This window comes from Pseudomonas sp. NMI760_13 (genome assembly GCF_021283245.1).
Taxonomy (GTDB): domain Bacteria; phylum Pseudomonadota; class Gammaproteobacteria; order Pseudomonadales; family Pseudomonadaceae; genus Aquipseudomonas; species Aquipseudomonas peradeniyensis.
The window spans coordinates 71,957-84,641 of the sequence record NZ_JAJSRC010000029.1 but is presented as its reverse complement, the minus strand read 5'-3'; the positions used below and the strand labels follow the sequence as shown (position 1 = coordinate 84,641).

The window sequence follows — 12,685 nt, the reverse complement described above, 5'->3', positions numbered from 1 at the left end:
CGCCGATGGTAGTGTGGGGTTTCCCCATGTGAGAGTAGGTCATCGTCAAGATTCATTTCGCAAAACCCCTATCTGCGTGAGCAGGTAGGGGTTTTGTCTTTTCCATCCTGGTAAAGAAATCTGGCGTGGGAGCGGGCTTGCCCCGCGATGACGCACACCCGGATAACATCACTGCCTGATCTGGCCTAATCGCGGGGCAAGCCCGCTCCCACGGTGGTCCTCTACAGAGACCGCGCACCAACACTGAAACCCCGGGGCCGCTACGCGCCCCTTTCGCGGCACAAGGCCGCTCCTACCCGACTTATACTGGCCCGACCACAAGCATTAACCTGGACCACCGAATGAAACCCTTCGACGACCTGATAGCCGAAGCCAACGCAGCCGATGTGACCGGCTGGGGCTTCGACTGGCTGGCAGGACGCGCCTCCGAGCAGCGCCCACCTTGGGCCTATGCCCAGCTCCTTGCGCAGCGCCTGGGGGCCGTCAGCGCAGCGCTGGACCTCGACACCGGCGGCGGTGAGGTACTGGATGAGGCACCGCACTTTCCACCCCTCATGTGCGCAACTGAAGCCTGGCCCCCCAACGCCCGCAAGGCGCACGAGCGCCTGGAACAACGCGGCGTTGAAGTCGTGCAGGTTGCACCCGGTACCGCACTCCCATTCGCCGACGCCTCATTCGAGCTAGTCACCTCACGTCACCCTGTACAACCGGACTGGCCCGAGATTCATCGCGTCCTCCGGCCTGGCGGGCATTACTTCGCCCAGCACGTAGGGCCAGCCTCGGCCTTCGAGCTGATCGAGCATTTCCTGGGGCCATTGCCGCGTGAGCGGCAAATGCGCGATCCACAGGACGAAGTGGCAGCAGCACAGGCAGCCGGGCTGACGGTGATTGACCTGCGCACAGCCCGTTGCCGCATGCTGTTCCATGACGTCGGCGCAGTCGTGTGGATTCTTCGCAAATGCGTATGGTGGGTGCCGGACTTCTCTGTGGATAAGTACCGCGCTGAACTGCTGACCCTGGATAGCCGGATGCGCCAGTGCGAGCCTTTTGTCGCGCATTCGACCCGTCATCTCATTGAAGCGAGGCGTTAAGCGGGCGCAGGCCGAGGCAGCCGCTATCGATCGATAGCGGCCATCAACCCTCACATCCCGTTGGCGAATTCCGGCTCCTGCATTTCGACGCGCTCATTCATCCCCCTGAGCGCCCTGGCATATTCGCCCAGTACCTGAAGCGCCCAGTCGGCCCGGCGACGAATGCGCAGGTCTTGCGAACTGGCACTTTCCGGCCCATTCATCACGTCCTCCACCTGGCGCACGATCAACTGCTCGGGCAGGTAGCAGATGCGGCAATTCTTGTAGCTGGACGCACGCAATTCAGACAGCGGGTAGCTCCCGCCCTGGCCAGAGGACACCCCGACCAGCAGTGCCGGCTTGTGCCCCAACTCGCGGTAGCCGGCGTAGACGAACAGGTTCTTCAACGCCGGGCAGGCCATGCCGTGCCATTCCGGGGTCAGCACCACCAGGGCATCGGCTTCACGCAGCAGGGCTGCATACTCGGCCCAGAGTCCGTGTTCATCCTTGGCTGGCCACAACGGCAGTGGCGCACGCCCTAGATCGATCACCCTCGGCAGTTTGCTCAGTTGCAATGCCTGCAGGCGTTGGGCGAAAAAGGTAGCCACCTTCGCCGACTGGCTGTCCGGCTGGCTGGAGCCGGCCACGAGTACGATATTCAGGCTCATTTGGCCAGCTCCTGATCCGATTCAGTCGACATGCTGGTCGACTTGCCACGTACCAGCGGCCAGAACAGCTCCTCCTGCCAGCTGACCGGGCGCATGCCTTCGATACCGTAATGTTGTGGGCGGCGGCGGGTGATCTTTGCCGTGCCGAACAGCACGTCCCAGAAGAACAGCAGGTTGCCGAAGTTGCCCTTGTAATGCGTCACTCCGTCATCGGCGCTCAGGCCGTGATGCGCCGAGTGGGTCGCGGGGGTGGAAATGGTCCGTTCCAGCAGCCACATCATGGGCCGCAGTGCGCGTATGCGGTAAAGCTTGTCATCCCAGGGCACGCTGCTGTGGGCGCCGAAGATGACCAGCATCTTGACGATCAGGTAGCCGAAGTACACAGGCGCCAACCCCAGGTAGATCAGCGCCCCGCTAAACCACAGGCCGGGCATCAGCAGGTAATAGAAGCTGTTGTTGCGATAAACGATACGGATGCTCATGTAGGGCGCTGAATGGTGCGCACGGTGCAGCGAGTAGAGCAGGGGCACCTTGTGGCTGAGGCGATGCCACCAGTACTGGGTCATGTCGTCCAGCACCAGGAACAGGACGAGCCCAAGCACCCAGTGCAGGCCGGCGAGGCTGCCCTTCAGTTGCGGCGCGAAGTGTTCCAGCAGGCTGTTGCTGAGGAACGTGACCAACGGCAGGGTGACCACCATCAGCAGGGCGCTGCCGACGATCTCGATGATCGCGTCCCGGCGTTTGCCGCGGGGCTGACGGAAGCAGGCGCAGGTGATTTCAAGGAGGATGAAGCCGATCAGGATGGCGAGAATAATCGGTATCGGGCTGTTTGTTATTGTTGTGCTCATGGCATTCTCCGGTGGGTGCCGATCAAGGCGGTGCCCACCCATAAGAATTCACGAAGCCGTCAGACGATATGCGCGAAACGGACAGAATCACCCGAGAACCGGCCAACCCATCGCCCGAGCGATTCCACCGCGGCCCGCTCGGCCGGGTGCTGGAGCGCTACCTTCAGACGCATTCGCTGAAGGCGCGCAGCAATTACAGCATGCTTGCGCTGGAGCAGCTTTGGGCCAAGGCGGCCAGCCATGATCCGGCGATCGGCTTGCACCTGTTCTCGCACTTCAGCCGCCAGGACTGGCATGTGCTGGCCCAGGGCTGCCTGTACAGCGCCACGCTGGCCGAGGCCATCCACTTCTGGGCGCGCTATGCCCGGCTGGCATCGGACATGGACACCCTGGCGCTGGTCGAGGAGGGTGATTGCCTCGGGGTGGAATTGCGTATCGATGCGCCAGCCAGCCTGGTGCGTTATATGGTCGAGCACTACAGTGTGATGTCCCTCAGCGTGATGGGCGTGGGGATGGGCGCGGCGGTCGTGCCGCAGCGGGCGTGCTTCGCTCACCGTCGGCCAGCGTACTACCCGGAGTACCGCGAGTGGTTTGGTGAAGATATCCAGTTCGACTGCGGGTACAACCGCTTGTACTTCAATCGAGCCCAGCTGGAGATGCCATTGCTGACCCAGCATGCCGGGATGATGGATGTGGTGAGCCAGGAGCTGGAGCGTCGGTTGGCGCAGCAGTCCCAGCTCAGTGGCTGGTCGGCTCGGGTCGCCCAGGGCATTCGCCAGGGCCTCATTACGGGCCGATCGCTTACCTTGGAGGCTCAGGCACAGGACCTTCATCAGAGTGCGCGTACCTTGCGTCGGCGGCTGGAGGATGAGGGGACCAGTTTTCGTGTGCTGCTCGATCGGGTGCGTGCGGAGCTTGAGCAGTATCTGGAGATGCAGGGGGATAGCCGAGCGCAGATTGCTGCACAGCTTGGCTACAGTGACCTGGCGGCTTATGTCCATGCGCGCAAGCGCTGGCGGTCGCTCTAGCCGCTCCTATGGAACAACATGTAACCCATTGATTTAGCTTGACCCTGTGGGAGCGGCTTTAGCCGCGAACACCGGCGAAGCCGGTGCCAGGCACCACGGCACCTGCTTCGCGGGCACAGAGATAACAGTTCCCTGCGCGACAGCGCAGCCCGATGGGCTGGGCGATCTCCTACAGAGATATCTGGGCCAGGCTGTCCAGTGGTATCAGAGCAGACCTTCGTTGTTCAGCTTCAGACGTGCGTAGAACAGGATCGCGACGGCGGGGATCAGCGCCGAATAGCCCGGTTTGATCGCGCTCTTCAGATTGGTCACCGCAGCCTTGATACGTTCGGTCGGGACCAGGCCGCTCAGCGATGACAGCGCGGAGGTCGAGGCGAGCGCGATTTCCGTGCTGCCGCTCGGCAAGGTCGAATCGCTTTTGCGATACGCCGGTGCGGGTGCCTTGGGTGTCGAGAAGTAGGAAGTTACGGTAAGGCTCGCGGCCAGCGCGTCGACCTGTTCGAAATAGCCTTGCTCGGTCATCGCGTCCAGGTGCTGGACGATATCCTGCCGCGAGGCAAGCACATGCTTTTCGCCAAATGCAGAGTGGAAGCATTTGCTGATCAGCAGCGCCTCCATTTCCACCACCTGGGCACAGTCGTGCAGCTCGTTCACCAGGCCATAGTGCTGTGCCAGCATGAGCAGGATCTGCACGTACTTGAGGCCCCGGCCTCGTGCCAGGTTGACCAGGCAGTGCCCGCCCAGCAGTTGGAGTTCCTGGGTCAACGGGTATTGATCAGGTTTAGCTTCCAGCGTCGTCCAACTGCTACTGCGCAGGTGCTTGGCGACTTGACCGCGTATGGCGGGACTGGTCAGTTCGAGGAGATCGTGGAGCAGGTAGTCGGTCTCGACGGGGTCTGGGGCCTCGTCGACCGGCTCAGGTTGATTCGAACGTGGCAGGCCGCCTGTGTAGCCATGGAAGCGTGACGCACGCAGTACCTCTTCCAGGCGTGGCCAATAGTCGGTATGACCGAACTGAGCCATGGACACATCGTGAATATGTTCATGCTTGCACGGAGTTATTGGCCGGCGGCCAATGCTGCTTTCCCCAAAGTTGAAACGCAGGACGAGATCATCCTCGGAGTAGGCGTTGTACAGCTTGCACTTGGTGCGTTGCTGGATGGCTTGCGCCTGTTCTGCAGACAGCTCGGCCGCCGCCGCCATCAACAGCACCTCGCCCACTTCGAGGCCTTCATGAGCGGGTTTATCCAGCAAGTCGAGCAAGGCACTGACCACGACCCTACCGCCAAGCGAATGCCCGACCAGATTGACCTTCGACACGTACGGGTGATGCTTGAGCAGGTAACGCTCAAGTTGCCCGAGCAGCTGTTTGCCCATCTCGGTAGCGCGGTTGCGGCTCGAGTTGAAGTGCATGGCGCGATCGATCGCTGCGGCTCCCGCGCCGGCCAGCGCGTTGATCCGGGCGAGCGCTGCCACGCCACCGCTGGAGGCACTGTCGAACTGCGCCCAGTGGCCGGAGGGCCAGAAGGCGAAGATATTGATGCAGTTGTGCAGGGACGTGGGAATGTACTTGCGCAGTTTGCAGCGGTCTTCCATGTCGTGGCCGGCCGAGTAGCCGTGGATGAAGACGTTCGCGACCTCGCCGGAGCGGTGGGGAAGGGTGAGGAATTTGAAGTTGTGGTCCACGCGGTTGGCTCAGTGAATAATTAAATCAGCGAGTTTGTGGTGCTTTTTGTTTTTATGTAAACTGCATTGCAGGTGACATGTAGGATTGTCCAGTGTTATTTAAATGGCGAATGCTTTAAGGGGGGCTCGCAGTGCTGGGTAATTAAGGGTAGGTGTTCTATTTGTTCAGCATTAGGGAGCAGTATTGCTGTCTAGTAGTTTTTTGAACTCAATTTGCAAATTTGCTAAGTTAACCTCAAGCTCTAATTGTTTCCTGGTTAATTCCTCTAATGATTCTCTCTGAGCGTCCTGCTTGGTGAGATATCTTGCTGAGTTTAAATTGTAGTCGTTCTTCTCGATTTCTTCCAGCGTAACAACCTTTGAGATGCCATCTAGATTTTCCCGGGACTTATAAAGATCTAAGGCTGGTTTCAGGGCTGAGTTTATTGGGTTGGAAAGGTTGAGGTTATTATGCTTTCTTGCTTCGGTAGCATCAATTAGTAGGATAGAGTTGCGCGAAGTGGCTGATTTTCTAAGTACAAGAATGGCTGTCGGAATCGCAGTGTTTTTTAGCAGTCCAGGAGGTAAATAAATGATTGAATCGATGATGCCAGCTCGAACGATATTTGCTCGAATATCGCCCTCTGCTCCCCCCCGGAAAAGCACACCATGAGAGACCAGTACAGCAGCTCTTCCTCCCGGTTTAAGCGATTTAATAATCATCTGTATAAATGCATAGTCAGCATTGTTTGCAGGGGGGGAGCCAAAGTCAAAATAGCTGAAGGAGTCTTTAGGTGTGTAAGTTCCTACAGTCATGGAGAATGGAGGGTTGGCGAGTACGATGTCGTAAGTAGAGTCCTCGACCGTGCGAAGTGAGTCAGACAGACTAATATCACTGTCGAGAATGCCGTGTACAATGCAGTTGATTTTTGCAATTCTTGTGGCGGATATATTTATATCTCGTCCGTAAATTTTGACAGGCTCGCTGTTGTTGTTTTCAAGAGCTTTAATGTGCGCGGATATTAGGAATCCACCGGACCCGCAAGTAGGATCATATACGCTCTCTCCGGCGTTTGGCTCGACGATCCCCACCATCATATCGACTACTTCACGAGGTGTGTAGGCTTCGTCGGCCCTCTTTCCTAGTACCTCAGAAAAATTTTGAATAATTTGCTCGAAATGTTGCCCGCCGGAACCAGCTGTTTCAATACTCAATACTAGGTAGTGCAGCTTTAAGCATGCATCTACTAGCGGCTGTGTGAAGTTTTTCTCAAGTCGTGAGAGTAGTGGTTTTATGCTGTCTAGGAGACCTAGTTCATTATTGTATGCATGATCAATGGTCTCTGCTGCATGCAATAAACTACCAGCCATGCTAGCTTCGCCATGAATAAGTATAGGCCGTACTAAGTCTGCCCGCCTATCGTGATTGTGCGGTCGAAGGGCGACGAAATAAACGAAAAATACGCTTATGACGAAATCCCGAAGCTCTTGAGTGTCTAGCCCAGTGTTGGCTCGAAGTTCCGATATGATGGCGTTTATGTAAGGGTGGTCAGAGTTATTCATGAGTCTTCCCTCAATAGTTTGCTGCAAAAAGCGTCTAGGATTTTTTCGCCATTGTTAGTCAGCGATTGGAGAACTAACTTCTGGGCTTGCCAGTTATTATAAGATTTTCCTATCCTGTCCTGGACTTTCAGGCTGGGCATGGGGACCTGGAGGTTGACTAGATCTCTTAAGCTAATATTGGATATGGCAGTGCCAGCTTTTAGGCGTGATATTTGAGTGCGTCCTTCACTCGAGTTGAGGTACCAGCAAATGAACGCAGGATCAACACCGCCGCTAGGTGAACTAAGTATGGCGACTTGGTTCGTTGTGATAACGAGGGTATCATCAGGTAGTGTGATCAGAGCTGCTTCAATTCTATTCCCGCGCAGAGGAATAAGTATGTCACCGGACTCTAAAGTATTTTTTGCTTTGCCTGGCTCCAGATCAGCGAAGGGGAGAGTTGAAAAGTCTACGCCTCCCTCACGGATATCCTTGATCTGGACTACTTTGTAGCCGTCGATACGACCAGTGTCCTCTGCCTTACCTCTGAAGGTATGGCCTGCACGGACATCCATCAAATCGGATAGTTTTTGGGTATTCAATGAAATATTCCCGCTTTCATAGGCTGCCGCAAATGAGATTTTACCTCAATTGAGACGCTGGAGCCTGTGTTAGGTGTGGTGTGCTGGTAGGAGAGACTGAAATCCTGAAACAGCCACAGCCAAGGTAAAATCAGGCAGAGCTTCGCTTTTTTCATGTGTCCCTCCTAGGTGTTATGTTTAGCAGTATCGCCAGTACTGCTTTATTGTCGCTACTATAGGCAGCTCCTTGTGCAGTGTCAACAGTACCGGTGGTACTGCGCGAGTGCGGTCGCAGGCTTTAGGCTCTTGATGAAGACCCTTGAAACCTGACCGAAGCCTCTGGAGGCCTGATTTTTTAGGGTTCTCGCCTTTTAGGCGAAGGATTCTGCCATGTCCAAGCGGTACGAATTTTCCGACGGAGAATGGGAGATTGATCGCTGATCTTTTCACCGTACATCGGCGTACTGGGCGTCCAAGAGTTGACGATCGCCTGCTGCTCAACAGGTGCTGTGCTCCGGTGCAACCTGGCGGGACATGCCTGAACGATTCGGGCCTTGATCGACGGTCTACCAGGGATTTCGAGACAGGTGAAACCAAGGAGCCTTCAACAAGATGCTCAAGCGGTTACACCTCAAGATCAATGCACAGGGCCTGATTGACTTGAACACCTAGCGCATCGATTCAACAGCGATAAGGGCTAGCCGGGCCTTTGCCGGTGCAGGCAAAGAAGGGGCTGAAGAACCAACGGAGCACGCACTTGGACAAAGCAGAGTGCAAGGCAACTTTGACGTATCCTTGCTTCAAGATTTCTTGGTCAGCGGGTTTTTATACCCAGTGATATGTCAATTATGTGTACGGACTGTTCATCGCAGCATTTGCAAATGCGGGCGTTCTCGCCAGCTGAGGCGTACCTAGCGCAGTATCGCCAGCGGGGTATGCCTGGATTGCTTACCTGTGGGCACGTCCAGTCTTGGCGCTGGCAGCTCAACGACCTACTGTGCGCAAAAATTTGCATCTTCGGTCGCATATGCTGACGCCGCTAGGGTGTCGATCATGCCGAGGAAGTTGAACTGAAAGCTATCTGCCCCGGTATCATGCAGCTATCTTCGCCCAGGCCCCTGTGACCGGGTTTTCATTTTTTATCACGCAATTCATCTGCGTCGTATGTAGGGAACAGTCCATGTCGGATAAAAAGGGGACCGATCAGGTCGCCAACAGCCTCGCTGAACAGGCACTCAAGCAGGCCCGCACTCGCCTGTCGCCGAACGAAGTCGAGGCCGGGCCAGAATTGGAACCGGCAAAAAAGAAACGCGGGCGCAAGGCCGCCGTCAGCGCCACCAGCAGCACCCTACAGGATCTGGAAAAGACTCTGTGGGCCACCGCCGACAAGCTGCGCGCCAACATGGACGCTGCCGAGTACAAGCACATCGTTCTTGGCCTGATCTTCCTCAAGTACATCTCCGACAGCTTCGCCGGCCGCCGTGCCGAGCTGGAGCGTCGCTTTGCCGACGCCGCGGATGATTACTACCTGGGCAGTGATGATCCCGACGACCTGGCTGGGGAACTGGAGGAGCGCGACTACTACAAAGAAGTCAACGTGTTCTGGGTACCGGAAGCGGCTCGTTGGGAATCGCTCCGGGCCGCCGCCAAGCAGGTCGACATCGGCAAGCTTATCGACGAGGCGCTAGCCGCCATCGAAGCGGAAAACCCGTCGCTGAAGAACATCCTCGACAAGCGCTATGCCCGCGTCCAGTTGCCGGATGGCAAGCTCGGCGAGTTGGTCGACCTGATCTCGACCATTGGTTTTGGTGGTGACGCCAACGTCGCTCGCGACCTGCTCGGCCAAGTCTATGAATACTTCCTTGGCCAGTTCGCCAGCGCCGAGGGCAAGAAGGGTGGCCAGTTCTACACCCCGGCGAGCATCGTCAAGACTCTTGTCGCCGTGCTCAATCCGCACCACGGCAAGGTCTACGACCCGTGCTGTGGCTCCGGCGGCATGTTCGTGCAGTCGGAAAAATTCATCGAGGCACACGGTGGCAAGCTGGGCGACGTGTCGATCTACGGCCAGGAGTCCAACCCGACCACCTGGCGTCTGGCGGCAATGAACCTGGCGATCCGCGGCATCGACTTCAATCTTGGCAAAGAGCCGGGTGATACCTTCGTGCGCAACCAGCACAGTGACCTACGCGCCGATTTCGTCCTGGCCAACCCGCCGTTCAACGTCAGCGACTGGTGGCATAAGAGCCTCGACGGCGATTCGCGCTGGGTCTACGGCACGCCGCCCGCCGGCAACGCCAACTACGCCTGGCTGCAGCACATGCTGTTCCACCTCAAGTCTAGTGGTCGTGCCGGCATCGTCCTGGCCAATGGCTCGATGAGCTCCAGCCAGAACAACGAAGGCGAAATTCGTCGGGCCATGGTCGAGGCCGATGTGGTCGAAGTCATGGTCGCGCTGCCTGGTCAGCTGTTCTTCAACACGCAGATCCCGGCCTGCCTTTGGTTCTTGGCCAAGCAGAAAACCAAACGCCCTGGCGAGGTGCTGTTTATCGACGCACGCAAGCTCGGCACCAATATCAGCCGAGTGCAGATCGAGCTGCTCGATAGCGACATCGAACGCATTGCCCAGACTGTGGCAAGTTGGCGCGGTGTGCCGTTGGATGAGGGGAGTGAAATAGGCGATTACGCCGATGTGGCTGGTTTCTGCCGTAGCGTGCCCCTAGCGGAAATCGCAGAGCATGGTCATGTATTGACCCCTGGCCGTTATGTCGGCGCTGAGGTCGTCGAGGATCACGACGAAGCCTTTGCCGTCAAGATGCAGAGTCTTACTGCGCTGTTGGGCGAGCAACTGGCCAAGGGCGCCGAGCTCGATCAGTTGATTCGCCAGAAGTTGGGGGGGCTGGGCTATGAGTTTTGAGTGGCTGAATACGACATTAGGGGAAATTTGTGGGGCTCAAGGTGGGGCTATCCAGACGGGCCCTTTCGGTAGTCAACTGCATACGTCAGATTACAAGGAGCTTGGCATCCCTGTCGTGATGCCAACTAATATTAGTGAAGGCGGAATTGATGAGGGCGGCATAGCCCGTATTGATAGCTTTGATGTTGAGCGCTTATCTCAGCATAAGTTAAGAATCGGAGATATAGTATTCAGCCGTCGTGGAGATGTAACCAAGAGTGCGCTGGTTCGCCCGCATGAAGTAGGATGGCTCTGTGGGACCGGCTGTCTAAAAGTTAGGTTGGGAGATGAAACGATTGCAGACGCAAAATTTATATCGTATTGTCTTCGGCTTCCAGAAACTAAAGAGTGGCTGATTCGTCATGCCGTCGGCGCGACCATGCCAAACTTGAACACCGGAATTCTCTCAGCTGTTCCGATCAATCTGCCGCCCCTAAAAGCACAACTTAGTATCGCTGCGACTCTTGGAGCTCTCGACGACCGCATCACCCTGCTTCGCGAAACCAATACTACCTTGGAAGCCATCGCCCAGGCGCTATTCAAATCCTGGTTTATCGATTTCGACCCGGTACGGGCCAAGGCCGAAGGGCTTGAGCCGGGAGGTATGGATGCGGTGACTGCGGCGTTATTTCCGGACAGTTTTGAAGAGTCTGAGCTGGGGTTGGTGCCAAAGTCTTGGAAGACAGTGCCTTTCACTGAAACAATCGTTGTAATTGGTGGCGGTACGCCAAAGACTTCCGTCGCTGACTATTGGGGTGGTGATATTCCTTGGTTCTCCGTTGTCGACGCACCAAAAAAATCAGATGTGTTTGTCATCGACACTGAAAAGCACATCACCGCTGCTGGGCTGAATAACTCCGCAACCAAACTTCTGCCAGCAGGTACAACCATTATTTCCGCGCGAGGTACAGTCGGTCGACTAGCGCTTGTTGGGCGAAATATGGCAATGAATCAATCGTGTTATGGCTTGTGTGGTAGAGCTGGCGATTCGTATTTCACTTATTTTAATACATATCGTCTCGTGGAGTCTCTAAAGCAGCGTGCGCATGGGTCAGTGTTCGATACCATCACTCGCGACACTTTAGCTGGGGTTTCTATCGTTTACCCAAGTGAGCGGATTATCTGTGAGTTCGAAACTACCCTCTCTCCAATGATGGAGCGGATAAAGGAGAATCTAAAGAAAGCCCAAACTCTCACCCAGCTCCGTGACGCTCTACTGCCGCGCCTGATCTCCGGCAAGCTGCGCCTGCCGGAAGTGGAAGCCGCCATAGAGACCATGTTGTCGGAGGCAGTCTGAGATGGCACTGAATCTGCGGCAACGTGTCATCGAACGGCTACAGAACCTGCCCGATACCCAGCAAACCGCCCGCGAGCTGGCTCAATGGATATTCGAGCAGTTTCCTGCCGAATGCGCGGTTAAGAAAGCCGGCAGTGCCAGCTACATCCAGACTGACAATGATCTGGTGCAGCAACTGGTGGCAGAGATCTCTGGCTCACGCCCGCGATGGCAGCAGATGCACCCGCAACTAAAAACGACCGAAGGACGACCACGTCACTATTACTGGTCGGAGATGGATGCCAACGCTGAGGTGGCGGCTGCTGAAGGGGTCACCCTCGTTGCATCAGACCTGCCTGAGCCATCGCCGCTGCGTGAGCATGCGCTCTATCCGTATTTGGCGGAGTACCTGCTGACCGACGAGCAGCGCGTGTACGCGATGCGGATCAACGAAAAACGTTCGTCCAACCGTGCGGGCACTGGGGGCAACGAATGGCTGCATCCAGATCTGGTCGGTCTGGAAGACCTGACGGCCGACTGGACGTCAGATTTGCGTGACTGCGTCCGTGTGTTGGGTGATCGCCGTGCTCGATTGTGGTCCTTCGAAGTCAAGTTGCTGCTCAACCGCTCCAACGCGCGCAAGAGTTTCTTTCAGGCCGTGTCCAACTCCTCTTGGGCGCATTTCGGCTATCTGGTAGCCGCCACAGTAGAGGGCGACGGCACACTCAAAGAGTTGCGCATGCTCGCCGCTTCACATGGCATTGGTGTGATTCAGCTAGACGTACAGAGCCCGACGGAAAGCCAGATTCTGATCCCAGCTCGCGAACGAAGTGAAGTCGACTGGGATATGTGCAACCGGCTAACGGCAGAAAATGCTGACTTCGCCGAGTTTCTAGGCCGCGTACGGCGCTTCCATCAGACTGGCGAAATAGCGGCCAGGGAGTGGGAAGCTCGCGATTGATGAAACTAGCGTTATTACTGGGCAGGTGGTGGCCGAATACACGCTAGCTGGTATCGACAAATCCGTCGGTGCCGCCAAATACCAACTTTTATA

Annotated in this window: 11 protein-coding genes and 1 pseudogene; 6 read left to right on the top strand and 6 right to left on the bottom strand. The window is 56.5% G+C overall.

The features are described from left to right. Window positions 1-341 precede the first annotated feature (341 nt). Window positions 342-1,091, top strand: a complete 750-nt coding sequence (locus tag LU671_RS23870; RefSeq protein ID WP_232857101.1) for a class I SAM-dependent methyltransferase — start codon at window positions 342-344, stop codon at window positions 1,089-1,091. Between the two features lie 50 nt (window positions 1,092-1,141). On the opposite strand, the gene LU671_RS23865 is transcribed toward LU671_RS23870, so the two are convergent. After that, on the bottom strand, window positions 1,142-1,738 hold the full coding sequence (locus tag LU671_RS23865; protein ID WP_232857100.1) for an NADPH-dependent FMN reductase: 597 nt from the start codon (window positions 1,736-1,738) through the stop codon (window positions 1,142-1,144). Further along, window positions 1,735-2,586: a sterol desaturase family protein gene (locus LU671_RS23860; protein ID WP_232857098.1), complete on the bottom strand. Its 852-nt coding sequence runs from the start codon at window positions 2,584-2,586 to the stop codon at window positions 1,735-1,737. The genes LU671_RS23865 and LU671_RS23860 overlap by 4 nt, the downstream gene beginning before the upstream one ends. Window positions 2,587-2,654: 68 nt before the next feature. Between LU671_RS23860 and LU671_RS23855 the strand changes: the two genes are divergently transcribed. Continuing rightward, window positions 2,655-3,614, top strand: coding sequence for an AraC family transcriptional regulator ligand-binding domain-containing protein (locus LU671_RS23855; protein ID WP_232857096.1), 960 nt, complete (start codon window positions 2,655-2,657; stop codon window positions 3,612-3,614). A gap of 204 nt (window positions 3,615-3,818) precedes the next feature. Here LU671_RS23855 and LU671_RS23850 read toward each other — a convergent pair whose 3' ends face one another. From LU671_RS23850 to LU671_RS23835, 4 genes are all read right to left on the bottom strand, one after another. After that, the gene (locus LU671_RS23850; protein ID WP_232857094.1) at window positions 3,819-5,300 is read right to left on the bottom strand and encodes a DUF726 domain-containing protein; all 1,482 of its coding nucleotides are present in this window, start codon (window positions 5,298-5,300) and stop codon (window positions 3,819-3,821) included. 171 nt (window positions 5,301-5,471) lie between these two features. Next, complete coding sequence (locus LU671_RS23845; RefSeq protein ID WP_232857092.1) at window positions 5,472-6,842, bottom strand: N-6 DNA methylase; 1,371 nt, start codon at window positions 6,840-6,842, stop codon at window positions 5,472-5,474. Then, window positions 6,839-7,423 (bottom strand): restriction endonuclease subunit S, encoded by a 585-nt coding sequence (locus LU671_RS23840; protein WP_232857090.1) that lies wholly within the window; start codon window positions 7,421-7,423, stop codon window positions 6,839-6,841. Before LU671_RS23840 ends, LU671_RS23845 begins: the two co-directional genes overlap by 4 nt. Next, complete coding sequence (locus tag LU671_RS23835) at window positions 7,420-7,578, bottom strand: hypothetical protein (RefSeq protein ID WP_232857089.1); 159 nt, start codon at window positions 7,576-7,578, stop codon at window positions 7,420-7,422. Before LU671_RS23835 ends, LU671_RS23840 begins: the two co-directional genes overlap by 4 nt. A gap of 214 nt (window positions 7,579-7,792) precedes the next feature. Between LU671_RS23835 and LU671_RS23830 the strand changes: the two are divergent. The 4 genes and pseudogenes from LU671_RS23830 to LU671_RS23815 all read left to right on the top strand — a co-directional run. Further along, window positions 7,793-8,173: pseudogene (locus LU671_RS23830) on the top strand (transposase); the annotation flags it as partial. A 409-nt stretch (window positions 8,174-8,582) separates the two neighbouring features. Next, a complete protein-coding gene (locus LU671_RS23825; RefSeq protein WP_232857088.1) occupies window positions 8,583-10,316 on the top strand; it encodes a class I SAM-dependent DNA methyltransferase in 1,734 nt (577 codons plus the stop codon). Further along, entirely contained in the window at window positions 10,306-11,652 is a 1,347-nt protein-coding gene (locus tag LU671_RS23820; RefSeq protein WP_232857087.1) for a restriction endonuclease subunit S, read from the top strand. Before LU671_RS23825 ends, LU671_RS23820 begins: the two co-directional genes overlap by 11 nt. A gap of 1 nt (window position 11,653) precedes the next feature. Then, window positions 11,654-12,592, top strand: coding sequence for a COG2958 family protein (locus tag LU671_RS23815; protein ID WP_232857086.1), 939 nt, complete (start codon window positions 11,654-11,656; stop codon window positions 12,590-12,592). The last annotated feature ends 93 nt before the right edge of the window (window positions 12,593-12,685 follow it).